Genomic DNA, 23,130 nt, shown 5'->3' with positions numbered 1-23,130 from the left:
GCAAGAGACATCGTGCTTCACGATGACCAGGGAGACGTCGCGTTCGTGACCATGAAACCCGAGGATGTTCGGCGTCTGGCCCGTGCCCTGCCGGAAGTCGTCGAGGGCGCCCATAGCGGCCATCCCGACTTCCGCGTGGGGGGACGCATCTTCGCGACGCTCTGGGTCGAGGAAGAGCGGGTGGTTCTGCGCCTGTCGCGCGCCCAGCAGGCGGAATGGGTCGAGGCTGAACCCGACCGGTTCGAGGCGATCGAGGGCGCCTGGGGCCGCCGGGGCTGGACCAATCTCAATCTCTGGGAGGCCGATGAGGACGCGCTGCTTGCGGCCCTCCTGGCCGCTTGGCGCGAAGTCGCGCCGGCGGATGAGGATCGGATTTGAGGCCGGGCTTCGATCCCGGTATCGGACCTCTCAGGCCGCCGCCCTGGTCACCGCCTCCACGACCTCGTCGACCACCTCGGAGACGAGGCGCCGGTCGTCGCCCTCGGCCATGACGCGGATCACCTTCTCTGTGCCCGAGGGGCGGATGACGAGGCGCCCCGAATTGCCGAGGCGCTCGCGGGCCTGGGCGATGGCGGTGACCACCGAATCCGCCCGCAGAGGCTCGCCGGAGCGATAGCGCACGTTCTTGAGGATCTGCGGCAACGGCTCGAAGCAGTGGCAGACCTCGCTCACGGGGCGCTCCTGCCGCTTGACGACGCTGAGCAGCTGGAGAGCGGCCACGAGGCCATCTCCGGTGGTCGCGTAGTCTGACATGATGATGTGGCCCGATTGCTCGCCGCCGAGATTGTAGCCGTGCTCGCGCATGTGCTCGAGCACGTAGCGGTCGCCCACGGCCGTGCGGGCGAGGTTGAGCCCGATCCCGCCAAGGTAACGCTCGAGGCCGAGGTTGGACATGATGGTCGCGACCAGGCCCGGCTGGGTCAGGCGATCGTCCTCCTTCCACGAGCGGGCGACCACGGCCATCAGCTGGTCCCCGTCGACCGATTGGCCCTTCTCGTCGACGATGAGGACACGGTCGGCGTCGCCGTCGAGGGCGATGCCGATATCGGCGCGCAGTTCCCGGACTTTGGCGGCGAGCGCGGCCGGTGCGGTCGATCCGACGTCGCGGTTGATGTTGAAGCCGTCCGGCTCGACACCGATGGCGATGACCTCCGCGCCGAGTTCCCACAGAGTCTCGGGCGCCACGCGGTAGGCCGCGCCATTGGCACAGTCGACCACGATCCTCAGGCCGTCGAGGGTGATGTTGCGCGGCAGCGAACGCTTGGCGAACTCGATGTAGCGGGCATGCACGCTCTCGATGCGCTTGGCGCGTCCCAGGTCGCGCGAGCCTGCGAGACGCTTGTGCAACTCGCCGTCGATCAGGGCCTCGATCTCGTGCTCGACGTCGTCGTTGAGCTTGAACCCGTCCGGCCCGAACAGCTTGATGCCGTTATCCTCGAACGGGTTGTGCGAGGCCGAGATCATCACCCCGATATCGGCGCGCATGGAGCGGGTCAGCATCGCCACAGCCGGGGTGGGCATTGGCCCGAGCTGGAGCACGTCCATCCCCACAGAGGTGAAGCCGGCGATCAGGGCGGTCTCGATCATGTAGCCCGACAGGCGGGTATCCTTGCCGATCACGACGCGATGACGATGATCGCCGCGCTGAAACACCAGGCCGGCGGCCTGACCGACCTTGAGGGCGAGTTCCGGCGTGATGACGCCGTTGGCGCGGCCCCGGATACCGTCCGTGCCGAAATACTTGCGCGCCATGATCTTCGCGTCCCGTTTCTAATCTTGAGCCGAGGAGGCCAGCTCCGTTTCCGGACGCCGTTCTCCCAGCCTCATCGGAGATGATGCGTCAGGATCTGTGCACCCGACAGCCTGAAGATCCAGTTGCGGGATAACGGGCGATAACCGAGGGCGATCGAGGAACCCGAACCAGCATTCGTGGAGACTTGATACGAACGAGCCCGCCGGAGGCGGGCTCGTGGTGTCGGAGCGATCGGTTCGCGCGGTGGCGATCAGGCCTGGGGCTGCGGCTCCAGTCCGTCGCTGCCGCGGGGACGACCGCGACCCGTGGACGGGACCGACGACCCGCGCAGGGTGGTCGGACCATCGCCCGCGTCGCGGATCGGCGGTCGGCCGGCGATGAGGTTCTTGATCTCATCGCCCGAGAGGGTCTCGTACTCGAGCAGCCCCTGCGCCAAGGCCTCGAGGTCGTCCTTGTGTTCGCCGAGGATGCGGCGCGCCTCTTCCAGGCCAGTCTCGACGAGGCGACGAACTTCCGCGTCGATCTTCTGGGCGGTGGCTTCCGACACCGTCTGCTGCCGGCCCATCGACATGCCGAGGAAGACCTCGTCGTTGTTCTCGCCGTACGCAACGGTGCCAAGCTCGGGGGAGAAGCCCCAGCGGGTGACCATCATGCGAGCGAGGCGGGTGGCCTGCTCGATGTCGGACTGGGCGCCCGAGGTCACCTTGTCGGCGCCGAAGGTCATCTCCTCGGCGATACGTCCGCCCATCATGATAGCGAGGCGCGAGGTCATCTGCTCGAACGACATCGACAGTTTGTCACGCTCGGGCAGCTGCATGACCATGCCTAGCGCCCGGCCGCGCGGTATGATCGTCGCCTTGTGGACGGGATCGGTCGCCGGCACGTTGAAGGCCACGATGGCGTGGCCGCCCTCGTGATAGGCGGTCAGGCGCTTCTCGTCCTCGGTCATGACCAGGGTCCGCCGTTCGGCGCCCATCATCACCTTGTCCTTGGCGTCCTCGAACTCGTGCATCGTGACGATGCGCTTTCCGCGACGGGCGGCGAGCAGCGCCGACTCGTTGACCAGGTTCATCAGGTCGGCACCCGAGAAGCCCGGGGTGCCGCGGGCGATGACCTTGAGGTCGACATCCGGCGCCAGCGGCACCTTGCGGACGTGGACGCGCAGGATGCGCTCGCGCCCGACGACGTCGGGATTCGGCACCATGATCTGGCGATCGAAACGGCCCGGTCGCAGCAGAGCGGGATCGAGCACGTCCGGCCGGTTGGTGGCCGCGATGATGATCACGCCCTCGTTGGCCTCGAAACCGTCCATCTCGACCAGGAGCTGGTTCAGGGTCTGCTCACGCTCGTCGTTGCCACCGCCGAGGCCGGCGCCGCGATGACGGCCGACCGCATCGATCTCGTCGATGAAGATGATGCAGGGGGCGTTCTTCTTGGCCTGCTCGAACATGTCGCGCACGCGGGAGGCGCCGACACCGACGAACATCTCGACGAAGTCCGAGCCCGAGATGGTGAAGAACGGCACATTGGCCTCACCCGCGACCGCCCGGGCGATCAGGGTCTTACCCGTACCGGGGGGACCGACGAGGAGCACGCCGCGCGGGATACGGCCGCCGAGGCGCTGGAACTTCTGCGGGTCGCGCAGGAACTCCACGATCTCCTGCAGATCCTCCTTGGCCTCTTCGACGCCGGCGACGTCGTCGAAGCTGACGCGGCCGGAAGCCTCGGTCAGCAGCTTGGCCTTCGATTTGCCGAAGCCCATGGCGCGCCCCGCGCCGGACTGCATCTGGCGGGACAGGAAGATCCAGGCGCCGATGAACACCAGGATCGGCAACCAGCTGACCAGCAACTGGATGAACCACGGCGTATTGTCCGATGGCGGGCGCGCGGTGATCTGCACACCCTTGCTCTGGAGCTTCGAGACGAGGCTTGGATCATTCGGGGCGTAGGAGGTGAAGTTGCCGCCGCCCACATAGGTGCCGCTGACGTCCTGCCCGGAGATCACAACCGTCTGGATCTTGCCGGAATCGGCATCGTTCAGAAGCTGGCTGTAGGCGATCTCGGAGCCGCCACCGCGATGACCCGGGTTCTGGAACAGGGTCACGAGGGCGAGCACGAGCAGGAAGATGACGACCCACAAGGCGAAATTGCGGAAATTCGGGTTCATCGATCTTTCCCTGGAGGCGTCCGGGCCCGCCGCGCGAAATGGGGCGAGTCAATCCTGACGCTCGCTCCCAATGTAGGCAGCGAGTCACCCCTTGCCAAGTCGACGTGCCGGCCATGTCATGGACCCAGCCATGGGCACGCGGCCGCAGCGACGTAGCCATGGGCGTGAAGCGGCGACAAGGCCGTGTCCGAACCTTCGGGTGACAGGCCTAATGCTTCGACACAGTCCTAATGCTGCGACGCAGTCCCGTGTGTCCGGCGCGTCGGAGCCGGTCTCAGGACGAGATCACCGGTGCGGGTCACCTCGAACAGGGTCTCGCGCAGGGTCCGACGCAGAGGCGTTCCGCTGCGCAGCGCCGGAACCAGCCCGTCGAGGACCAGACGCTCCAGACGCTCCAGGCGCTCGCGGCCGACGGAATGGTCCCACGTCGCGTTAAGGCGGGTGACGGCCAGGCTCGCGACACGAAGAAGCACCGCTGCCGGCACGGCGCGCAGGGCGGTGCCGTCGAGACGGATCGTCCCCCCGGCCTGCGACGTCGTCGCAGCCGCGAAGACCGTGCCGGCCCACGCGGCCAGGGCGGCGTCGTCTCGGCCGCAGCGCTCCGCCAGGCGGCACAGGCGGTCGGTGCTCAGTCCCTCCCGGTCGAGGTCGGGCCGCAGGCGACGCAGGCGGGCGCGGGCGTAACGGTCGTCGCCGTTCGAGGGATCGCGGATGAAGGCCAGTCCCCGCGCCGCGCAGTAATCGACGAGGTCGGCTTTCGCGAGGCCCAGGAAGGGCCGCCCCAGGCGGATCGAGGAGGTCAGATCACGGGTCGGGCGCATGCCCGCGAGGCCGGCCGGGCCGCTCCCCGCCAGCAGCCGCATCAGGACCGTCTCCGCCTGATCGTCGCGGGTGTGGCCGGTCAGCACGAGGCCGGCGCCGAGGGACCCGGCATGCGCCGCCAGGAGTTCGTAGCGCGCCGCGCGCGCCGCGGCCTGCACGCCACTGGCCGGCTTCGGTCCGGTCCAGACCAGCGTCCGATGCGGCAGGCCGAGGGTCCGGGCGGCCATCGCCACCGCGGCAGCCTCGGCGGCGGAGTTGGGGCGCAGGCCGTGGTCGATGGTGGCGACGTGGAGCGGCGCGGCGGACCCGGCCCGCGCGGCCGCGCCCATGAGAGCCGTCGAGTCCGGCCCGCCCGAGACCGCGAGCAGCACCGCCTCGGTGCCGAGCCAGGGCCGGATCGCGGCCTCGACCGTCTCCGGCGCGATGGTCAGGCGGCGCAGCGCGCGCGCTTCTGTTCGCGGCTCACGCCCTGGCGGACGCTGGCGCTGGCCGAGGGAAACTTCCGCTCCAGTTCCGCCAGGGTCGCGCAGGCCTGTTCGCGGGCGCCGAGCGCGTTGAGCGAGGCGCCGAGCTTCAGCATGGCGTCGGGCGCCTGGGCCGAACGGGCGTAATCGGTCGAGACCTTTAGGAACTGCTCGGCCGCCTCGCGATTGCGGTTGCGCTGCAGGTAGCTCTCGCCGAGCCAGTAGGTCGCGGCCGGCACCAGTGCATCACGCGGATGGGACTGGATGAACTGACGCAGGCCCATCTCCGCCTGCTCGTACTGACGCTGCAGGATGTAGGCGTAGGCGGTCTCGTAGTCGGCGCGGGCATCGCCCGATCCGGTGGCGGCGACGCTGCCGGGCCGCGGCGGATTCGGCAGCGCGCCCGTGGTGGGAACCCGCGCCGGCGGCGTCAGGTCCACCGGGCCGCCGAGGCCGGGCGGGGTCAGGCCGGGCTCGTCGTCGTCGGAATCCACGACCGTCGGAGGCACGCTGCGCATGCGCGGCGCCTCGGCGACGGGCGCGGTCGGCGTCGTGGTCCCGAGCTGCATCGGGGCGCCGGGACGACCGGGGTTCTGGTCGGGATCGAAGGCGTCGCTGCGCTTCTGCGGCTTGGCCGCGGCCGGATTGGTGCCCGCCGGGGCGCTTGGGCGTCCGCCCTTCATCTCCTGAAGCCGGAACTCCACGTCCTCCTGGAACTTGCGGAGCTGCTCTTTGAGCTGGCGATTCTCGTATTGCAGCGTCTCGATCTGCCCGGCGGTCTGGCGCGACTGATTCTCCAGCCGGTTGAGCCGGACCACGAAGTCCGACGCATCCTGCGCCTGGGACGGCACCGGAGATCCCGACAGCAGAAGTCCCGAGACGAGGCCCGTCGCGACAGCGAGGCGGGTTGCGCGGAGGAGGCGGGCAAGCATGGCGGTGGTTACCGGTGGTCGATGGACGAGGGCGTTGTCCCGGGGACAGAACCCGTCCGATACCAAATGCCGTGCCGCACGGCAAAAATGCGGCCCGGTGCGGCCCGCCCGACCTGCCCGGCGATTTTTCGAAGCGTTGTGCCTTTGCGAATACGAGACCCCGTCGCCGCACGCGCGGCACGGCGACGAGCGTCGTTCGGTGGCTTACGAACCGGCGCCCCGGTCGAGCACGGTGACGGCGCGGCGGTTCTGCGACCAGCACGAGATGTCGTTGCAGACCGCCACCGGACGCTCCTTGCCATAGGAGACCGTGCGGATGCGTCCGCCCGCGATGCCGCGCGAGGCGAGATAATCCTTGACCGACTGGGCGCGCCGCTCGCCGAGCGAGAAGTTGTACTCGCGCGTGCCGCGCTCGTCGGCGTGGCCCTCGATCAGGAAGGTGTAGCGCGGGTAGCGCTGCAGCCAGTTCGCCTGCTTGTCGAGGGTGGCGGTGGCGGTGGAGGTCAGGTCGGTGGAGTCCGATTCGAAGAATACGCGGTCGCCGATGTTCACCACGAAGTCCTGGGCGCTGCCGGGCGTATTGGCGCCGCCGTTCAGGCCGCCGCCACCGGCACCGAACCCGGACGCGTCGGCGAGATCCTTGTCATTGGTACAGGCGGCGACGCTGAGAGCGGCGCAGAGGGCGGCCGCCAGCGGAAACACGCGGAAGCGCGCGGTCATGGACATGATCCTGTTCTCCTCGGGCAGTGCCGCCAAATCGATCATGATCGGGGCGACGGCGCCTCGTGGGGCCCCCTCGGGGCCGCATGGGCGGTTCTTAGGCGATCTCGGTTAAGCGAAGGTTCCGTCAACCTTGAGCAACCCTTTTCGAATCCGGCCAGATTGCTGGGATGCGGACCCGAGCGCGGCGCGGAAAGACCGGAGGTCGATCCGCGACGACAGGGTTCGGAATCGCGCGCGATTGCGGCATCGGCAGGACATCGGCAGCACATCTGCCGGGCCGCCACCGTTAAGGATCAGGTTGTTGCGCAGCGGCAACAGGCGGGACTGAACCTGAGGTGCCGCCGGGATCGTCCGATGCGATCCGTCTTCGTCTGAGTCGCGTCAGCGGCGATCCCGAAGGATCTCGATCGCCGCGATCGCGTTGGTGGCGGCCGCCTGTGCCGCCGCAAGCGGCCGCGTCAGGTCGGCGCCCTGCAGGCAGGCCCGTTCCATCTCGGCACAGCGGCCGGACAGTTCGTTGAAGCCGAGCGACCCGCTCACCGAGAGCAGCGTGTGGGCATCGTGGCCGAGGGTGGCCCGGTCCGAGGCCGGAGCCCGCAGGCGCTGGGCGATCTCCGTCCTGAGGCGGTCGAGCAGGTCCATCAGCCGCGGACGGCCGAAGATGCCTTCGAGTTCGGTCAGGGTCCCGGGATCGTAGACCGGGCGCATCGCAGCGACCGACCCGGACCGCGCCGGGGACGTCCCGGCTTCGGGGGGCGGATGATCCGGCATGGGGGCGTTCCAAGAAGTCCTGTGGCCACGTTTTTGCCGAAGCCACGACGACGCCATAACCGCGACTTCGCCGAAACACTGCATCCGTTGATCGTCACTTAACGAATATCGGACCAAGTCGAGGGTGCAAAGCCTCTGGTGCGATCGATGCGACACCGTCACGTCCTCATGGTGGAGGACAACTACCTGCTCCTCGACATGCTCACTGGCCTCTGCGCGCGGAGCGGCATTGCCGTGGTGTCGGTTTCCAGCGGCGAGGCCGCAATCGCCGCGATCCGGCGGCCCGGGACCCAGCCTGCGAGTCCCGAGGGCGGGTTCGCGCTCCTGCTCACCGACATCAACCTGCCGGGCCTCATCGACGGCTGGACGGTCGCGGACGCCTTCCGGCAGTTCAATCCGGACTGCCCGGTGATCTACACCTCGACCAGCGGCTGCAGCGACCGGCGCGCCGTGCCGGACAGCGTCTTTCTCGGCAAACCGTTTCGCATCCAGGATGTGGTGGATCTGACCGGCGCTCTGATGCGGACGGGGCCGGCCGACCGGAGTGCGGACGCCCGCGCCGCGCTGGCCTGAGCCCCGGCGATCAGGCCCGAAAGATCGCCCGGACCGCCGGATCGGCCCGCCAGGCCTCGACGCGGGTGCACGCGAGCGCCGCCGGATCGTGCCGCCGATAGATCGCGAAACTCGCCGCGACGAACGCCGGAAGGTCGTAGAGCTTCGGGAAGGCCGCGCCGCGGGCCTTGTCCTTGAACACCATCGTTCCCGGCAGGCCGTAGCGCGCGGCCAAATCCGGATAGAGCGGCCAGACGACGTCGGCGGCGAGTTCGTCGGGCAGGTAATCCTCCACCGGCACGTCGACCGGCGCGAGCCCGGCTTCGCTGGCGAGGCGGCGGGCGATATCGGCGAGCACGAAGAGCTTGGGGTGGTTGAGCACATGCATGAAGCAGCCGCGGCGTGACCACCGGGCAAGATCCGCCTCCAGCGGAAAGACCATGTCGCGGCCGCCGCCGAGGAGGTAGACCGCCGCCTCGTTCCAGGCCTCGTAATAGCCGAGCTGCGCGTAGGTGGAGTCCCGGAACAGGGCCACGGTGTCCGCCGGACTCAGGCCCTCGAGATAGGCGCACAGGATGATGGCCGAGTGGTAGGGGCCGACCGGCGAGCGCACGAGGTGCGCTGCGGAGAGCGCGCCGACATCGCCGACATGGACCATGTCGGGGTGGTAGCCGGGGAACAGGATAGTGGGGAACAGGCGGACGCGTGGGTCGCCCTCCGCCAGGGCGTGGACGTTGCCGCCCTCGACGAAGCCCGTGGGGAAGAACTGCGTGAAGACGTGATCGAATGCGTCCAGGTGAGTGCGCAGGCGATCGAGGGTTCCGTAGTGCCGGGTGAGACGGCCCAGGGGGATCAGCGCGACGCGAGCGGTCGGGACCAGCAGCTGCAGCGCCTGGGCGACCCCTTCGGCCTGGCAATTACCCAGCACGGCGAGGCGCGGACCGGTGCGGGTCGGATCGACGGAGGGGGCCGCCCTGCGCCATGCTCCCGCCCAGGATCTCAACGATGAGACCGAGCGCGCCAGGGGTGCGACCCGCGCCGCGAGGGAACCCGACGGAGTGGTGGTGCGCGGCAGATGCGTGAGCGATCGGATGGAGATGCCGCCGTGGTGATGAACCCTTACGCCGATCTACCGGCCGAGCGATTCTGGCGCAAGGTGGTGGCCGGGGTGCCACCCTTCGCCCTCGCCCCGGGGCCATCGGAGCGCTTCACCATCGCGCGAGACGCCCGGGTGGCGACGGCCGGCTCGTGCTTCGCCCAGCACGTCGCCCGCGCCCTGACCGAGGCCGGCTTCGGGCATTACCTCGCCGAGACGGCGCCCGAGGGGCTGGCCCCCGACATCGCGGCCGACCGGCAATACGGCACCTATTCGGCCCGGTACGGCAACGTCTACACCGCCCGCCAATTGCTGCAGCTCTTCGATCGCGCTTACGGGACCTACACACCGGCCCTCGCGGCCTGGACGCGCCCGGACGGGCGCCTCGTGGACCCGTTCCGTCCGGGCATCGAACCGGACGGCTTTCCCGATCCGGAGGCCCTGGAGACCGCGCGCGCGACGCATCTCGCCGCGGTGCGGGCGATGTTCGAGACCCTGGACGTCTTCGTCTTCACCCTCGGGCTGACCGAGGGCTGGATGCACCGGCCGGACGGCGCGATGCTGCCCGTCGCTCCCGGCGTCATCGGCGGCAGCTTCGACCCGGAGACCTACGCCTTCGTGAATGCGCGGGCGGGCGACGTGCGCGACGACATGCTGGCTTTCCTCGCGCGCCTGTTCGCAGTGAACCCGGGCGCGCGGGTGATCCTCACGGTGTCGCCGGTGCCGCTGATCGCCACCTATGCCGACCGGCACGTGCTGGTCTCGAACACCTACAGCAAGGCGGCGTTGCGGGTCGCCGCCGAGGAGATCGTCGCGGCCGAGCCGCGCGCCGTCTACTTCCCCGCCTACGAGATCGTCACCAGCACCGCCAATGCCGGCCGCTACTATGCCGACGATCTGCGCTCGGTCACGCCGGTCGCGGTGGCGCACGTGATGCGGGTCTTCCTGGAGGCCTTCACCGAAGCCGCAACGGCCCCTGCCCTCACCCATCCGCTCGGACTCGAATACGTGCGCGCCGCCGGCATCGTCTGCGACGAGGAGGCGATCGAACGCAGCCTCGTCTGAAGGGCGTCCGGGACCTTCGAAGGCCCCGTTCCTACTGAAGATGCCGCGCGTAGGTGTCGCCCGCCGCGCGCTTCAGTTCGGCGCCGGCCTCGCGGCCGATCCGAGCCGCATCGGCGACCGGTCCGGCGCGCTGCACGCCCCAATGGGCGCTGCCGTCGGGCAGGAACAGCAGACCGTCGAGGGTCAGCGTATCGCCGGCGATCCGGGCCAGCGCCGCGATCGGCGTCCGGCACGACCCATCGAGTTCGGCCAGAAGGCCGCGTTCGGCATCCAGCTCGGCGGTGGCGCGGGCGGAGACCAGGGGGGTGAGGAGAGCGCGCACCTCGGCATCCGCCTCGCGGCACTCGATGCCGAGGGCACCCTGGGCCACGGCCGGAAGCATCTCGCCGACGTCGAGGACGCTGCGCGCCATGTCCGCCATGCCGAGGCGTTCCAGGCCGCAAAGCGCCAGCAGGGTGGCGTCGCAAGTGCCCTCCTCCAACTTGCGCATCCGGGTGTTGGCGTTGCCGCGCAGGGGCACGATCCGCAGGTCGGGCCGCCGCATCAGCACCTGGGCCGCGCGGCGCAGGGAGGAGGTCCCCACCCGGGCGCCGGGTGCGAGATCGGCGAAGCCGGCGGCGCGCGGCGACAGGAACGCGTCGCGCGGGTCGTCGCGTTCCAGGATGCAGGCGATGACGAGCCCGTCCGGCAACCAGGTCTCGACATCCTTCATCGAATGCACGGCGACGTCGACCACGTCGGCGTACAGCGCCTGTTCCAGTTCCTTGGTGAAGAGACCCTTGCCGCCGATCTCCGACAGCGGACGGTCGAGGATGCGGTCCGCCACGGTGTTGACCACCACGATCTCGGTCTCGAGGCCGGGATTGGCGGCGACGATCTGGTCCCGGACCATCCCGGTCTGAGCCAGGGCCATCGGGCTTCCACGCGTGCCGATGCGCAGGGGGCGTTGGATCATGGGCGAGGATCGCTCGTGTAAGGGTCGACCGGTGGCGGCGCTGGGAACCGGTGGGACATGTCGGTCCCTAGGTACGCAGTCCGTGGCCGGATGTCACCGGAAACCGGTTCGAACGGTTCGATCCGGCAAGCATTCGGAAACCACAACCCAACGTTGTCGCAGTCCCCGGGCGGATGTTAGCCCGCCCTCGACGCAAGCTCGGGTATGACGGGGTCACAACGACGTTATCAGCCGGATCGGCGGATGCTCACCGATGAAGCGCAGCAAGCTCGAAGCCTATTACGTGGAGACCTTCGGCGCCCGCGAGGCCGAAGGGGACGATGAGCCCGATCACTCCGCCTCGCCGAGGCGGCGCGACGTGCGTCCCGCCCGGAGACGACGGAGCGGCTTCGGCGTCCTGCGCCTGTTCAAGCTCGCGCTGATGTTGGGGCCGATGTCGATCCTGCTCGGCGCGACCCTGCTGATGGATTGCCAGAGTGTCTCGCGCGGATCGTGGGTTCCCGAGATCCTGCGCAATACGGCCTGCGCCCGACGCGATCTCGCCGGCCGGGTGCTCAACCTGGACGGCAACCTCCGCACCGTCGTGAACAGCATCCGGTAGACATCGATGCGTCGAACCGGCCCTCGGGGTCTCGCCCGGCATCTTGAGAGGACGTCGCGATGAAGCTTCAATCCGGTGGCGTGCTCACCGACGATCCCTACGGGCTGCGGCCGGAAGCCGAGGACGCCACGGATCCCTACACCGCGCCGCCCACGGCCCGGTCCGGCGGGGCGCAACTCCGCGATACCCTTTATCGGCCCAGGCTGGTGCGGTCCTTCCACCGTGCCGCGCGCGAGGGCGAGGAAGCGGAGGTCCGCACCGTTACCCTCGGCTGGGTCGCGTCGCTCGTCCTCAACCTGTTCCTGCTCGCCGCGCCGTTCGGGCTCGTGCTCGCTCTGCCGCCGGTCCTGGCCTGCCGCGATCGGGAGGAGCAGTTTGGGTTCTTCGCCGGGGAAACCCTCACGAGCTGCAGCACCGCCGGCATTCGCGAGCGGGTCAGGAAGCTCGATGACCGCATCAAGATGCTGGTGCGTGGGTCCGGCCGCTAGACCCGATCAGAACGCCTGGAGCGTCAGTTCGGTGTGCTCGACGCTCGGGGGCGCTTCGAAGCAGGGCGACACCATCGCCCGGTAATCCTTCCAGGCCTGGGAGCCGGTGAAGTCCACGGTGTGGTTCTCCAGGGTCTCCCATTCGATGAGCAGGCGGTAGCGCTGCGGCTTCTCGATGGAGCGACGGACCGCGAAGCTGCGACAGCCCTGGGCGGCCTTGAAGATCGCGGCGGCCTCGGCGATGCCGGCCTCGAACTCGGCCTCCAGGCCGGGCTTGACGTCGATCTGGGCGATTTCGAGGATCATGGGTCGGTCTCCGGTCGTGAAAGGGCGTTGCGGTCAGCGTAAGGGGCGGCCGAGGGCCTTGGCGAGCAGGCGCTGCGGGCTGCGCTCGGGCCGGGCCTGATCGGCGACCGCGAGGTAGCCGGTCTGCTCCAGCATGTAACGGCCGCCCATGGCCCCGTGCATGACGAGGTCGGAAAAGGTCACCCAGGTCTGTTCGGGGGCGAAATGCACGTCGGCCTGCGGCGCCGTCTCCTGGTAGGTCATGTCCTGCTTCAGGGCGTCGTGCAGGTGAAGCATGAGGTGATCGTACTCGCTGCGCCGGGCCTTGGTGATCTTGAGCAGCGCCAGCATCCGGGCGGAGAGCGGCGAATAGCCCGGCAGCCGCGGCAGGAATTTCTCCGCCATCGCGGAAAAGTCCTCGCCGACGCGCCAGTGGCGCGGCTGCCCGTTGGGATTGATGTTGCGGAAGATGCGCAGGATGCGCTTCTCGCCGATCGGGTTCGACGGGAAGGCGTCCACGTGCAGGCGGGTGTCGTCGCGGCGCCAGCTCAGCTTGCGCCGGTCGACGTCGAAGGGCCGGTACGAGGTGCCGGCCAGCGTGACCTTGCCGGCATAGGCCGGAAGATGCTCGGCGATCAGCGCCTCGGCGAAGGCCCGGTAGCGGATCAGGACCTGACGCAGGGCCTCCTGCTCCTCCGGCGTGCCGGCGGCGCCCCTTAGGGTGGCGGCGGCGCCCCGGATGTTGACGTTCTTGGCCTTGCCGTCGGCGAAGGGCCGCTCGACGAAGCGCTGCTCGAAGGCGCTCAGCGGGAAGTCGAGATCCGGGAACATCAGGACCGCGCCGTTCTCCAGGGCATCCACCAGGGAAGGCGTACCAGGCGCCGGCCCGGTGCGCGAGACGGAAACGATCGGGCTGATCATCGGGCGGGATCCTCGAAAACCGCGGCAGGATCGGCGGTTTAGCCGAATGCCGCGCCGGTTGCCACGGGCGATCGCGGCGACCGGATCGGATAACCCGGGCGCGGGCTTCGAAGCGGAGCCGCCCGGCGCGGACCAGCAAGTTCCAGATGTCGGACCGCCGCTCCGGGTGCGAATACCGGTGGATGGCGCAGGTTGGTCGTTGTCAACGCGGTTGACGAGGCTCAACCCTCACCGTCTGTCCGGCGCAACCCTGGCGTTTCGGTCGCGTTGATAGAACAGCCGCGGTTCCGGCCTCACGGAACCCCGCGGCGATGAGGATGCCGACGATGGCGACGTTGAAGGAATTCGAGGAGTCCCTGCGCGAGCACGGCATGCACATGGCCCTCGCCCTGCTCGAACGTCTGCGGGAACGCGACCGGGCCACGCGCACGATCAAGCCGGCCCGCCGCCTCACCGGGCAGAAGATGACGCCGGACCTCGCCCGCGCGATCCTGGAACTGCACGCTTCCACCGGCATGACCCAGCAGGAGATCGCCTTCAAGGTCGGGGTCAATCAGGGCCGCGTCAACGAGGTGATCAAGCGCGGCAAGTGGCTCGACGACGATCCGCACGCGCCGGAAGCGATCGCCCGCGACCGGGCCAAGGCACGGCTGCGCGCCGATCCCCCGGCCCAGCGTCCCGCCGTCCAGCGCGCGGCAGCGAAGCCGGGAGCCAAGCGCGCCAGGAGTGCCAAGCCGAATGCTCCCGCCCGGCGTCCGAGCCCGCAGGGTCAGCTGATCTTCGGCGACCTCTGACAGGCCGACCGGCTCGGAAGGGGATCATCCGGACCATGAATCGCGTTCTCGCGGCATGAGCCGTTCCCGGACCCTTCGTGTTGTTTGCCTCGCAGGCGCGATCCTGACGATCGCCGGTCCGTCGCTGGCGCAGCGGCCCTCGACCACTGCCATGTCCTGCCACCAGGCGAAGGGATTGGTCAACCGCCAGGGCGGGCTCGTGCTCGGAACCGGCGGCCAGACCTATGACCGCTTCGTACGTGACCGCAGCTTCTGCGAGATCACCGAAATCACGGTTCCGGCCTTTGTGCCGGCCGGCGACACGCCGCGCTGCTTCGTCGGCTATCGCTGCCGGGAGCCGAGTCGCGGGGACTGGCTCGACGACGGATTCTGAAAACCATGAAAGCGCCCCGGCCTTGCGGCCGGAGCGCCCTTCACCGCATCCTGTGTCGGAGCCGATCGCCGATCAGGCGGCCTGCTGGACGGCGCCCTCGATAACGGGGGCGTTGGACGCGCGGGTCGTCGCGATCTGAATCTGGCGTGGCTTCTTGGCTTCCGGAATTTCGCGAACCAAGTCGATGTGAAGGAGACCGTTCTCGAGAGCAGCGCCCGTCACCTGCACGTAGTCGGCAAGCTGGAACCGGCGCTCGAAGGCGCGGGCCGCGATGCCCTGGTGCAGAAACTCCGCCGGCTTGGACGGATCGGACTGACGCTCGCCCTTCAGAGTCAGCGCATTCTCCTTGACCTCGATCGACAGATCGGAGTCCGTGAAGCCGGCCACCGCCACGGTGATCCGGTAGGCGTTCTCGCCGGTGCGCTCGATGTTGTAGGGCGGATAGGTCGGCGCCGCGTCGGCACTGACGAACTGGTCGAGGGCCGAGAACAGGCGGTCGAAACCGACGGTGGAACGATACAGGGGAGCAAGGTCGAACTGACGCATCACATATTCTCCATAAGAAGCAACATGCACAGTCTGGGTCCGCCCGAGGGCCGGACCAGTCGCACCGCCGTATTGGCCGGTGCCTCCGTGATATTGGCGCGGCTCTTCACGCTCGCAAGAGCCTCGGCCAGCCCCGCGATCGAAATTTTTTAGCTCCTTTCCTGACGTGAGACGTCCGCGATGCTGACCCTGCGCTCCACCCCCGACAATCCCGTTCCGCCGGGCGGTGCCTTGAAGGCGGTGCGTACCGAGGACGGGATCGAATTGCGCGCCGCGCATTGGCGCCCCACCACCCGGTTGGTGAAAGGGACGGTCTGCCTGCTCCAGGGCCGGGCCGAATTCATCGAGAAGTACTACGAGACCATCACCGACCTGCGCGGGCGCGGCTTCGCCGTCGTCGCCTTCGATTGGCGTGGACAGGGAGAGTCGCAGCGGCAGACCGACGATCCGCATCGGGGCCACGTTGCCCATTTCGACGATTACCGCCTCGACCTGAAGGCGATTGAGGAGGCGATCCTGCGCCCGTCGATGCCCCACCCACATCTGGGTCTCGCCCATTCCATGGGCGGCGCCATCGCGCTGACCGGCGCCCATGACGGATGGCTGCCGTTCCGGCGCCTCGTCACGGTGGCGCCAATGCTGTCGATCCGCATGGTGCGCTGGCCCGCGGGCGCGGCGGTACTGGCCCGGCTCCTCCACGCGATCGGACGTGGGCGGGCCTATATCCCGTTCGGCTCGGCGGTCTCGATGGCGACGAAGCCGTACCGGAACAACCGCCTGTGCCAGGATCCGAAGCGCTATGCCCGCAATGCCGCCGCTGCACGCGACGTCGGCGCCGGGGCGGTGGGCGATCCGAGCATCGCCTGGCTCACCGGCGCCTTCCGGGCGATGAAGCGCCTCGCCGATCCGGCCGTTCCGGGACGCATCACCCTGCCGACCCTGATCATCGCCGCCGGCGCCGATCCGGTCTGCGGCACGCACATCACCGAGCGCTTCGCCCGCGGCCTCCGGGCCGGCCATATCCTGGTGCTGCCCGATGCCCGCCACGAGATCCTGTCGGAGCGGGACGCCATCCGCCAGGATTTCTGGGCCGCCTTCGATGCCTTCATGCCGGGCTCCGACACCTCCGAACCGATCGAGAAGGACCGGGTCGAGGCCTAAGCCTCAGGGGTTGAGGTGGCGCAGGGCCGCCTCGTGCAGCCGGCGGTCGCCGGCGGCGACGATGCGCCCGCCGCCCGTGGCGGGGCCGCCGTCCCAGGTCGTGACGATGCCGCCGGCCCCCTCGACGATCGGGATCAGGGCGACGATGTCGTAGGGCTTCAGGCCGGCCTCGACCACGAGGTCGATCTGCCCGGCCGCCAGCATGCAATAGGCGTAACAATCGGTGCCGTAGCGGGAGAGGCGCACCGCCTCTTCGAGGCCGAGGAAGCGCTCGCGCTCTTCGCCTTGCGCGAACAGGCGCGGGTCGGTGGTGGCGAGGATGGCCTGATCCAGGGCAGTGCCGCGCCGGGTCAGGAGCTGGCGCTCGCCGCGTGCCGAGCGCAGGCGGGCGCTGGCGCCGTCGCCGGAGAAGCGCTCGCCGAGATAGGGTTGGTGCATCAGTCCGCGCACGGCCGCACCGTGATGGGTCAGGCCGATCAGCGTGCCCCAGGTGGGCAGGCCCGAGACGAAGGCGCGCGTCCCGTCGATGGGGTCGAGCACCCACACGCACTCGGCCTCCAGATTCTCCGAACCGAACTCTTCGCCGAGAATGCCGTGGGTCGGGAAATGACGGCGGATCATGCCGCGCATCGCCACCTCGGCGGCCCGGTCGGCCTCGGTCACGGGGTCGAAGGCGGCTCCGCCCCGCGCCTTGTCGTCCATGCCGAAGGCAGTCCGGAAGAACGGCAGGATCGCCTGCCCCGAGGCGTCCGCAAGATCGTCCATGAACCGCGCGAGATCGACCACACTCATCGGCCTGTCCTCCTTAGAAACGCGGCGCAGCGAAGCGGACCCGAGGGAGCATGGTCAAGTCCAAACATCGCCCCCGGAGAACCATGCCGGCGGCAGGGCTTCAGGGAGAGCTTCCGGCAGGGCTTCAGACAGGGCTTCCAGCAGGGCTTCAGGCGGGCATCGGCTGCACCCGGGCGAATTCGCCCTCCGGTTCCGGGGCCTTCGGCGCGGGAATGGCCTCGCCATGGGCGGCCGCCACCACCGCGTCCACGGCGGCGCGCAGCGAGGAGACGTGGATGTCGGCATCGACGGCCCGGCGCCGGGTCGCCTCGTCGAGACCGGCATCGTCGGCCTGCCACAGGCCGAGGACGAGCCGGGCGTCGGGCAGCGTCCGGCGCAGGCGCTCGGTCAGCCGGCGCAGGTGGGTCGGCTCGCCGCTGATCGCCATCGACACGATGCAGACGAGCTTGGCGGGACCGGGATCGAGGTCCGCGATCTTCGCGCGCGAAACGTCTGAGAACGGCACCACCCGGACGCCGATCCCGCGCTTGCCCAGCAGCTGCGCCAGGATCGCGCAGGCGGATTCGTCGACGAAGCTGCGTCCGGCCACGCACAGGACCGTGCCGGCGGGCCGCCACGTCTCCGGCACCGGCTCCGGGCGCGGCGCGTCCGGGTCGGCTTTGGCCTCGGTGTCGCTGCGCAGGTCGTCGCGGTCCGCCATCTCCGCGATCAGGCCGCCGACGCTGGTGCGGATGTCGGTCTTCTGGTCCGTGGTGAGCACGCCGCGGGCCGCGTCCCGGGCCGCCAGTTCGAGGCCCTTCACCACCACCTCGTCGTAATAGGCGGTGAGCGAGCAGTTCTTCAGGATGAGGTCGGCATGCTCCTGCGCCTCCTCGGGGTCGTCGGCCAGGATGCGCTGGTAGAAGTTCTCCACCGGCGTCAGGGCCGGCCGGTCGCCGAACAGCACGTCGAGGAATTCGAGCTTGTCGACGTGGCGACCGAGAACCACCAGGCAGACCGTGAGCGGGGTCGAGAGCAGCAGGCCGACAGGTCCCCACAGCCAGGTCCAGAACAGAGCCGAGACCAGGACCGCGAAGGGCGACATGCCGGTCGACTGGCCGTAGAGCATCGGCTCGATGAAATGCCCGACCAGGGGCTCGAGGATCAGGAACAGGATCAGGGTTCCGATCACCATCGACCAGCCTGGGTCGACCGCCGCCGCAAGCGCGAGGGGGAACAGGGCCGAGACGAAGGCGCCCACGTAGGGCACGAAGCGCATCAGCGCCGAGAAGATGCCCCACAGGACCGGGTTCGGTACGCCGAGGATGTAGAGGCCGATGCCCACCACGAGGCCGAACGAGGCGTTCAGGGCGAGCTGGACCAGGAAGTAGCGGCTGAGGCGCTTGGCGGCATCGTCCATCGCCACGGTGGTGCGGTGGAGATCGCTGGACCCGGCCAGCCGGATCATCCGGTCGCGCAGGTCCTCGCGTTGCATCAGCAGGAAGAGCAGCACCACGAACACGATGCCGATGGTCGCCAGGGGATGCAGGATCGGCGAGAGCAGCGTGCCCGCCAGCGTCACCGGACCCGGTACGCGCTCCTTCACCTCGACCAGGATCGCCTTGTCGGGCGGGGCGGGATTGGCCTGGGGATTCGGGCCCGTGGACTTCACTTCGGGCTTCGGCTCCGGCTTCGCCTCCTCCTGGCTCTCGTGCATCGTCCGGCCGATGCTGGCGACGTAGCCGGCCAGGCGCCCGGCGGGGGTGTCGTTGAGGCCCTCGATCTTGCGCTCGATGGTGCTCCGGTAGCGCGGGACGTCCTTGGCGATGTCGGCGAGTTGGACGCCGATCAGGGTCGCCAGGGCTGCGGCAGTGCCGAGCGCGAGGACCACCGAGGTGGCGACAGACAGGAAGCGGCCGAAATGCCAGCGCCGCAGCAGGTTCACCAGTGGGCCGAGCACGAAGGAGAGCAGGATCGCAATGGCGATCGGGATCAGGACGTCGCGTCCGACATAGAGCCCGGCCATGATCAGGGCCGCGACGATCAACGGGGAGGTGAGAGCCTGGGGCGGCGTTGCGGCCGCCGCGATGCGTGTCGGTCGCGGAGGGACGAGGGACGGCTTTGGGGTCGATGTCAGGGCCATTCCGATTCCGGTTCTCGACGCAACGCGCGCGCTCCCGTCGACCGGGCTACGGCGATGAGAAGGCTGCCCGAAGAACGATGAGCTTAGCGAAAACGATCCCTCAGAACCGTTCGTCTCGTCGCGAAACCGTGATCTCATGCGGAAGGCGTGCATCCGACGCATGACTGCAGGAGCGGTGCGCCTGTAAAGCACCTGTTCATGACAGGAGCGCCGGGACGGTTCGTCGATGATGGGCTGCCGATTTCGGAACGTGCGGGGCTCTTGCGTGATGAGCTGAAGATCTCACTCGGTAGCGACCGGACGAAATCTCAGGTTGTCGGGCGCTTTGTGCGATCGGACGCGGGAGCAACCGATTGGGGCAGCCGGATCGACGTTGTGACGGAGGCTGACATCTCTCCGTATCAAAATGAATATCGGTCTTCTGTATTTGGAAGAACGACACCGAGGCACAGTATCATCGCCGAAAAACAACGATAGATTGCCATTTAAGGGAACGATAAACTTGTTCGCTTATCCCGTGTCGGAGGCTCGATGAGCGATCGACCAGGCAGAATGACTGGAGGCGGGTTTGTACGACGCGGCGATTGAGGTGGCCCCCGGATCGGATGCGTCCGACGCCACGAACCTTCGTGACATCGCGACGGAAATCGCCGCGCTGCAGCGCATCTCCTCCGACAAGAGCCGCCGCATCCAGGCGATCACCGGGCAGGTCAAGATTCTCGCGTTGAACGCCCTGATCGAGGCGGCGCGGGCCGGTGAGATGGGCCGAGGCTTCTCCGTGGTCGCGCAGGAGGTGCGGGCGATCGGTGCCGAGGTCGAGAGCGTCGCCAAGGCGCTCGAGGTCGAGCTGTCGAACCGCATCGCCGGCCTGCAGGTCCGGGTCAAAAGCTTCGCGGAGGAGTCGCAGACGACGCGGCTGATCGACCTGGCCCTGAATGCGGTCGAGTTGATCGACCGCAATCTTTACGAGCGGACCTGCGACGTGCGCTGGTGGGCGACGGATGCCGCGCTGGTCGCCTGCGCGGCGGCGCCGGCGCGCGCGACGTCCGATCACGCCACCGCCCGACTCGGCATCATCCTGGATGCCTACACGGTCTATCTCGACCTGTGGATCTGCGATCTCCAGGGCAAGGTCCTGGCCCATGGACGGCCGGACCGCTATCCCGACGTCGTGGGCCGCAATGTTGCCGATCAGGCCTGGTTCCAGCGTGCGGCCGCCCTCCCCGACGGCGACGCCTACGTGGCCGCCGACGTCATGTGTCAGCCGCTCCTGAACGGGGCGCAGGTCGCCACCTACTGCGCCAGCATCCGCCAGGAGGGCAACAGCCGGGCCGCGCCCATCGGCGTTCTGGCGATCCATTTTGACTGGCAGGCCCAGGCCCGCGCCATCGTCGAGGGCGTCCGCGTCGCCGACGAGGACCGGGCGCGGACCCGCGTCCTGCTGGTCGATGCCCGGCAGCGGGTGATCGCCGCTTCGGACGGGCGCGGCGTGCTGGAAGAAACCCTGCCGCTCGCCATCGCCGGACGGGACAGCGGCGCCGATCTCGACCCGCGGACCGGTCGCACCGTCGCCTTCCACCGCACCCCCGGCTACGAGACCTATGCGGGGCTGGGCTGGTACGGGGTGATCGTTCAATCCGCGACCTGAGGCGCGGGCTCGCGTCTCGAAGTCAGGTTCGCATTTTGGAGTCGGGCTTGCGCCTCAGACCAGGACGGGCATCGCCGCCTGACCCTCGACGCCGAAGACCCGGGTGTACCGGGCGATCGCCTCGGCCGGACCGATTGCCTTCGAGGGATTGTCCGAGATCTTCACGGTGGGCCGCCCGTCGGCGTCGATGACCTTGCAGACGATGGAGATCGGGTCGAGGCGGCCATCGGGCACGAGGCCGCGGAAGTCGTTGGTCAGAAGGGTGCCCCAGCCGTAGCCGATGCGCATCCGGCCGTGGAAATGGACGTGGATCGCCTCGATGGTGTCGATGTCGAGCCCGTCGGAGAAGATCGCGAGTTTTTCGCGGGGGTCCGAGCCGCGCGAGCGCCACCAGGCGATGGCCTCCTCGCCGCCGGCGATCGGCTCCTTCGAGTCGATGCGGATGCCGGTCCAGGCGTTCATCCAGTCGGGGGCGTTCGCCAGGAAGCCCGTGGTCCCATAGGTGTCGGGCAGCATCACCAGCAGGTTGCCGGCGTAGTCCTGCTGCCAGTCGGTCAGCACGTCGTAGGGTGCGCGGGCCAAGCCCGCATCGTCGTCGGCCAGGGCGGCGTAGACCATCGGCAGTTCGTGGGCGTTGGTGCCGACCGCCTCGACCTCGCGCCGCAGGGCGATGAGGCAGTTCGAGGTGCCGAGGAAGCGGTCGCCCAGGGCCTCGTGCATCGCCTCGACGCACCAGTCCTGCCACAGGAAGCCGTGGCGCCGGCGCGTGCCGAAATCCGCGATGGAGAGGCCGGGCAGGCGCTGCAGCCGCTCGATCTTCTCCCAGACCCGCGTCATGGCGCGGGCGTAGAGCACCTGCAGGTCGAGCTTGCCGAGATGGCGCACGACGCCGCGCGTACGCAGCTCGTTGAGGATGGCGAGCGCCGGCACCTCCCACATGGTGGTTTCGAGCCAGGGGCCGTGGAAGGTCAGGACGTACTGCCCGTCCCGGGCTTCCAGCTCGTATTCGGGCAGCCGGAAGCCCTCGAGCCAATCCATGAAGTCGGCCGAGAACATCTGGCGCTGGCCGTAGAAGGTATTGCCGCGCAGCCAAGTCGACTCGCCCCGGCTCAAGCGGACCGAGCGGGCGTGATCGAGCTGCTCGCGCAACTCGCCCGCATCGACGAACTCGGCCAAGCGCACCTGCCGCGAGCGGTTCTGGATCCCGAAGGTGACGCGCGCGTCGCGATGGCGGCGAAAGATCGTCTGCGCCATCAGGAGCTTGTAGAAATCGGTGTCGAGCAGAGACCGGACGATCGGGTCGATCTTGAAGCTGTGATTGTACACCCGCGTGGCCAGATCGAGCATGGTTCGGATCACGGTCCCTGGCGCGGATCTCCGGCGTCTGCGCGCCGGAAGAGGCGCACGGCATCCGGCAACAAGTCAATCGTGCCCCGCACGGAGCAGGCATGAGGAGTTGCGCCGGGCGCGACGGGTGGGCGACCCTACGCCATCACGAAAAAGGGCGACGCGCCCCTCGGCACGCCGCCCGTTCTGGTCACGCCGGCGGATCCGCTCAGGCGAGATCGACCTTCTTGGTCTCGGTCTTCGGGGATTCACCGGTCAGCGCGGCTTTCACGTAGCCGTAGACGTGCAGCATCGTGGCGTTCGGGCTGTCCCAATACTCGCCCTTCTCGGGGTGCACGCGGATCAGGGCGACTTCCGGGTCGTCCTTGCCGTTCGGGAACCAGGTCTTCAGGCTCTCGCTCCACTTGTCGTCGATCGTCGCCTGCTCGGTGACGATCTCGGCCTTGCCGGCGATCGACACGTAGGTCTGGCTCGACGGGTCGGAATAGGCGAGGTTGATCTGGTTGTCCTTGCTGATCTCGGCCGTCTTGGGCGAATGCAGCTTGGTGAAGAACCACAGGTCGCCGTTCTCATCGGCTTCCTGGCACCACATCGGGCGGCTGTAGAGCTTCCCGTCCTGGTCGGCGGTGGTCATCATCGCGACCTTGACCTCCTTGATGAGGGCGAACAGCTTCTTGGCGCCCTCGTGGTCGCGGTGGTTGCCCTGGTGCATGGGATCGTCATCTCCAACTCGTCGAACGGCATCCCGGCGC

The 23,130-nt window shown here is 68.7% G+C and carries 24 protein-coding genes; 9 read left to right on the top strand and 15 right to left on the bottom strand.

Annotated features, from left to right (window positions below; all coding sequences use genetic code 11):
- The first annotated feature begins 51 nt into the window (after window positions 1–51).
- Window positions 52–378: an MmcQ/YjbR family DNA-binding protein gene (locus J7U37_RS09205; protein ID WP_247635552.1), complete on the top strand. Its 327-nt coding sequence runs from the start codon at window positions 52–54 to the stop codon at window positions 376–378.
- 30 nt (window positions 379–408) lie between these two features.
- Here the strand turns inward: J7U37_RS09205 and glmM are convergent, their stop codons facing one another.
- The 6 genes from glmM to J7U37_RS09175 form a co-directional block, all read right to left on the bottom strand.
- Window positions 409–1,752 carry a phosphoglucosamine mutase gene (gene glmM / locus J7U37_RS09200; RefSeq protein ID WP_247635521.1) on the bottom strand — a complete coding sequence of 448 codons (1,344 nt, stop codon included), beginning with the start codon at window positions 1,750–1,752 and terminating at the stop codon, window positions 409–411.
- A gap of 251 nt (window positions 1,753–2,003) precedes the next feature.
- Window positions 2,004–3,920: an ATP-dependent zinc metalloprotease FtsH gene (ftsH, locus tag J7U37_RS09195; protein ID WP_056482272.1), complete on the bottom strand. Its 1,917-nt coding sequence runs from the start codon at window positions 3,918–3,920 to the stop codon at window positions 2,004–2,006.
- Window positions 3,921–4,147: 227 nt separating this feature from the next.
- Window positions 4,148–5,113 carry a tRNA lysidine(34) synthetase TilS gene (gene tilS / locus J7U37_RS09190; protein ID WP_247635520.1) on the bottom strand — a complete coding sequence of 322 codons (966 nt, stop codon included), beginning with the start codon at window positions 5,111–5,113 and terminating at the stop codon, window positions 4,148–4,150.
- A gap of 56 nt (window positions 5,114–5,169) precedes the next feature.
- On the bottom strand, window positions 5,170–6,138 hold the full coding sequence (ybgF, locus tag J7U37_RS09185; RefSeq protein ID WP_247635519.1) for a tol-pal system protein YbgF: 969 nt from the start codon (window positions 6,136–6,138) through the stop codon (window positions 5,170–5,172).
- Window positions 6,139–6,342: 204 nt separating this feature from the next.
- A complete protein-coding gene (gene pal, locus J7U37_RS09180) occupies window positions 6,343–6,864 on the bottom strand; it encodes a peptidoglycan-associated lipoprotein Pal (RefSeq protein WP_056184345.1) in 522 nt (173 codons plus the stop codon).
- Window positions 6,865–7,242: 378 nt separating this feature from the next.
- Window positions 7,243–7,632 carry an Hpt domain-containing protein gene (locus tag J7U37_RS09175; RefSeq protein WP_247635518.1) on the bottom strand — a complete coding sequence of 130 codons (390 nt, stop codon included), beginning with the start codon at window positions 7,630–7,632 and terminating at the stop codon, window positions 7,243–7,245.
- Between the two features lie 147 nt (window positions 7,633–7,779).
- Here J7U37_RS09175 and J7U37_RS09170 point away from each other — a divergent pair, with 147 nt between their 5' ends.
- Window positions 7,780–8,205: a response regulator gene (locus J7U37_RS09170; protein WP_247635517.1), complete on the top strand. Its 426-nt coding sequence runs from the start codon at window positions 7,780–7,782 to the stop codon at window positions 8,203–8,205.
- A 10-nt stretch (window positions 8,206–8,215) separates the two neighbouring features.
- Here J7U37_RS09170 and J7U37_RS09165 read toward each other — a convergent pair whose 3' ends face one another.
- Complete coding sequence (locus tag J7U37_RS09165; protein WP_247635516.1) at window positions 8,216–9,187, bottom strand: WcbI family polysaccharide biosynthesis putative acetyltransferase; 972 nt, start codon at window positions 9,185–9,187, stop codon at window positions 8,216–8,218.
- Between the two features lie 108 nt (window positions 9,188–9,295).
- Here J7U37_RS09165 and J7U37_RS09160 point away from each other — a divergent pair, with 108 nt between their 5' ends.
- Entirely contained in the window at window positions 9,296–10,345 is a 1,050-nt protein-coding gene (locus J7U37_RS09160; RefSeq protein WP_247635551.1) for a GSCFA domain-containing protein, read from the top strand.
- A gap of 31 nt (window positions 10,346–10,376) precedes the next feature.
- Here J7U37_RS09160 and hemC read toward each other — a convergent pair whose 3' ends face one another.
- Window positions 10,377–11,300 (bottom strand): hydroxymethylbilane synthase, encoded by a 924-nt coding sequence (gene hemC, locus J7U37_RS09155; protein ID WP_247635515.1) that lies wholly within the window; start codon window positions 11,298–11,300, stop codon window positions 10,377–10,379.
- Between the two features lie 253 nt (window positions 11,301–11,553).
- On the opposite strand from hemC, the gene J7U37_RS09150 reads away from it, so the two are divergent.
- Window positions 11,554–11,901, top strand: coding sequence for a hypothetical protein (locus tag J7U37_RS09150; protein WP_247635514.1), 348 nt, complete (start codon window positions 11,554–11,556; stop codon window positions 11,899–11,901).
- Between the two features lie 59 nt (window positions 11,902–11,960).
- The gene (locus tag J7U37_RS09145; RefSeq protein ID WP_056184074.1) at window positions 11,961–12,389 is read left to right on the top strand and encodes a hypothetical protein; all 429 of its coding nucleotides are present in this window, start codon (window positions 11,961–11,963) and stop codon (window positions 12,387–12,389) included.
- A gap of 6 nt (window positions 12,390–12,395) precedes the next feature.
- Here J7U37_RS09145 and J7U37_RS09140 read toward each other — a convergent pair whose 3' ends face one another.
- Together J7U37_RS09140 and J7U37_RS09135 are read right to left on the bottom strand one after the other, a co-directional pair.
- Entirely contained in the window at window positions 12,396–12,695 is a 300-nt protein-coding gene (locus J7U37_RS09140) for an antibiotic biosynthesis monooxygenase (protein WP_247635513.1), read from the bottom strand.
- A gap of 33 nt (window positions 12,696–12,728) precedes the next feature.
- Complete coding sequence (locus tag J7U37_RS09135) at window positions 12,729–13,595, bottom strand: Kdo hydroxylase family protein (protein WP_247635512.1); 867 nt, start codon at window positions 13,593–13,595, stop codon at window positions 12,729–12,731.
- A 326-nt stretch (window positions 13,596–13,921) separates the two neighbouring features.
- Here J7U37_RS09135 and J7U37_RS09130 point away from each other — a divergent pair, with 326 nt between their 5' ends.
- Complete coding sequence (locus J7U37_RS09130) at window positions 13,922–14,389, top strand: hypothetical protein (protein ID WP_056184082.1); 468 nt, start codon at window positions 13,922–13,924, stop codon at window positions 14,387–14,389.
- A gap of 55 nt (window positions 14,390–14,444) precedes the next feature.
- Complete coding sequence (locus tag J7U37_RS09125) at window positions 14,445–14,762, top strand: hypothetical protein (RefSeq protein ID WP_247635511.1); 318 nt, start codon at window positions 14,445–14,447, stop codon at window positions 14,760–14,762.
- A gap of 72 nt (window positions 14,763–14,834) precedes the next feature.
- On the opposite strand, the gene J7U37_RS09120 is transcribed toward J7U37_RS09125, so the two are convergent.
- Window positions 14,835–15,308: an Hsp20 family protein gene (locus J7U37_RS09120; RefSeq protein WP_247635510.1), complete on the bottom strand. Its 474-nt coding sequence runs from the start codon at window positions 15,306–15,308 to the stop codon at window positions 14,835–14,837.
- A 180-nt stretch (window positions 15,309–15,488) separates the two neighbouring features.
- Between J7U37_RS09120 and J7U37_RS09115 the strand changes: the two genes are divergently transcribed.
- On the top strand, window positions 15,489–16,469 hold the full coding sequence (locus tag J7U37_RS09115; protein WP_247635509.1) for an alpha/beta hydrolase: 981 nt from the start codon (window positions 15,489–15,491) through the stop codon (window positions 16,467–16,469).
- A 3-nt stretch (window positions 16,470–16,472) separates the two neighbouring features.
- Here J7U37_RS09115 and hisN read toward each other — a convergent pair whose 3' ends face one another.
- Window positions 16,473–17,261 (bottom strand): histidinol-phosphatase, encoded by a 789-nt coding sequence (hisN, locus tag J7U37_RS09110; protein WP_247635508.1) that lies wholly within the window; start codon window positions 17,259–17,261, stop codon window positions 16,473–16,475.
- Window positions 17,262–17,409: 148 nt separating this feature from the next.
- Window positions 17,410–19,383: an AI-2E family transporter gene (locus J7U37_RS09105; protein WP_247635507.1), complete on the bottom strand. Its 1,974-nt coding sequence runs from the start codon at window positions 19,381–19,383 to the stop codon at window positions 17,410–17,412.
- Window positions 19,384–20,017: 634 nt separating this feature from the next.
- Between J7U37_RS09105 and J7U37_RS25115 the strand changes: the two genes are divergently transcribed.
- Entirely contained in the window at window positions 20,018–21,031 is a 1,014-nt protein-coding gene (locus J7U37_RS25115; protein ID WP_348772985.1) for a methyl-accepting chemotaxis protein, read from the top strand.
- 54 nt (window positions 21,032–21,085) lie between these two features.
- Here J7U37_RS25115 and J7U37_RS09095 read toward each other — a convergent pair whose 3' ends face one another.
- Together J7U37_RS09095 and J7U37_RS09090 are read right to left on the bottom strand one after the other, a co-directional pair.
- Complete coding sequence (locus tag J7U37_RS09095; RefSeq protein WP_247635506.1) at window positions 21,086–22,378, bottom strand: nicotinate phosphoribosyltransferase; 1,293 nt, start codon at window positions 22,376–22,378, stop codon at window positions 21,086–21,088.
- 208 nt (window positions 22,379–22,586) lie between these two features.
- Window positions 22,587–23,090, bottom strand: a complete 504-nt coding sequence (locus J7U37_RS09090; protein ID WP_056184098.1) for a pyridoxamine 5'-phosphate oxidase family protein — start codon at window positions 23,088–23,090, stop codon at window positions 22,587–22,589.
- Between the last annotated feature and the right edge of the window lie 40 nt (window positions 23,091–23,130).

Source organism: Methylobacterium sp. 37f, from assembly GCF_023093475.1.
In the GTDB taxonomy this organism is placed as follows: Bacteria; Pseudomonadota; Alphaproteobacteria; order Rhizobiales; family Beijerinckiaceae; genus Methylobacterium.
This window is presented reverse-complemented; position numbering and strand designations above follow the sequence as displayed.

Bases quoted from the DNA above. Each gene is read 5' to 3' on its own strand.
- J7U37_RS09205 (WP_247635552.1), top strand. From the start codon at position 52: ATGAAACCCGAGGATGTTCGGCGTCTGGCCCGTGCCCTGCCGGAAGTC.
- glmM (WP_247635521.1), bottom strand. From the start codon at position 1,752: ATGGCGCGCAAGTATTTCGGCACGGACGGTATCCGGGGCCGCGCCAAC.
- ftsH (WP_056482272.1), bottom strand. From the start codon at position 3,920: ATGAACCCGAATTTCCGCAATTTCGCCTTGTGGGTCGTCATCTTCCTG.
- ybgF (WP_247635519.1), bottom strand. From the start codon at position 6,138: ATGCTTGCCCGCCTCCTCCGCGCAACCCGCCTCGCTGTCGCGACGGGC.
- pal (WP_056184345.1), bottom strand. From the start codon at position 6,864: ATGTCCATGACCGCGCGCTTCCGCGTGTTTCCGCTGGCGGCCGCCCTC.
- J7U37_RS09175 (WP_247635518.1), bottom strand. From the start codon at position 7,632: ATGCCGGATCATCCGCCCCCCGAAGCCGGGACGTCCCCGGCGCGGTCC.
- J7U37_RS09170 (WP_247635517.1), top strand. From the start codon at position 7,780: ATGCGACACCGTCACGTCCTCATGGTGGAGGACAACTACCTGCTCCTC.
- J7U37_RS09160 (WP_247635551.1), top strand. From the start codon at position 9,296: ATGAACCCTTACGCCGATCTACCGGCCGAGCGATTCTGGCGCAAGGTG.
- hemC (WP_247635515.1), bottom strand. From the start codon at position 11,300: ATGATCCAACGCCCCCTGCGCATCGGCACGCGTGGAAGCCCGATGGCC.
- J7U37_RS09150 (WP_247635514.1), top strand. From the start codon at position 11,554: ATGAAGCGCAGCAAGCTCGAAGCCTATTACGTGGAGACCTTCGGCGCC.
- J7U37_RS09145 (WP_056184074.1), top strand. From the start codon at position 11,961: ATGAAGCTTCAATCCGGTGGCGTGCTCACCGACGATCCCTACGGGCTG.
- J7U37_RS09140 (WP_247635513.1), bottom strand. From the start codon at position 12,695: ATGATCCTCGAAATCGCCCAGATCGACGTCAAGCCCGGCCTGGAGGCC.
- J7U37_RS09135 (WP_247635512.1), bottom strand. From the start codon at position 13,595: ATGATCAGCCCGATCGTTTCCGTCTCGCGCACCGGGCCGGCGCCTGGT.
- J7U37_RS09130 (WP_056184082.1), top strand. From the start codon at position 13,922: ATGGCGACGTTGAAGGAATTCGAGGAGTCCCTGCGCGAGCACGGCATG.
- J7U37_RS09125 (WP_247635511.1), top strand. From the start codon at position 14,445: ATGAGCCGTTCCCGGACCCTTCGTGTTGTTTGCCTCGCAGGCGCGATC.
- J7U37_RS09120 (WP_247635510.1), bottom strand. From the start codon at position 15,308: ATGCGTCAGTTCGACCTTGCTCCCCTGTATCGTTCCACCGTCGGTTTC.
- J7U37_RS09115 (WP_247635509.1), top strand. From the start codon at position 15,489: ATGCTGACCCTGCGCTCCACCCCCGACAATCCCGTTCCGCCGGGCGGT.
- hisN (WP_247635508.1), bottom strand. From the start codon at position 17,261: ATGAGTGTGGTCGATCTCGCGCGGTTCATGGACGATCTTGCGGACGCC.
- J7U37_RS09105 (WP_247635507.1), bottom strand. From the start codon at position 19,383: ATGGCCCTGACATCGACCCCAAAGCCGTCCCTCGTCCCTCCGCGACCG.
- J7U37_RS09095 (WP_247635506.1), bottom strand. From the start codon at position 22,378: ATGCTCGATCTGGCCACGCGGGTGTACAATCACAGCTTCAAGATCGAC.
- J7U37_RS09090 (WP_056184098.1), bottom strand. From the start codon at position 23,090: ATGCACCAGGGCAACCACCGCGACCACGAGGGCGCCAAGAAGCTGTTC.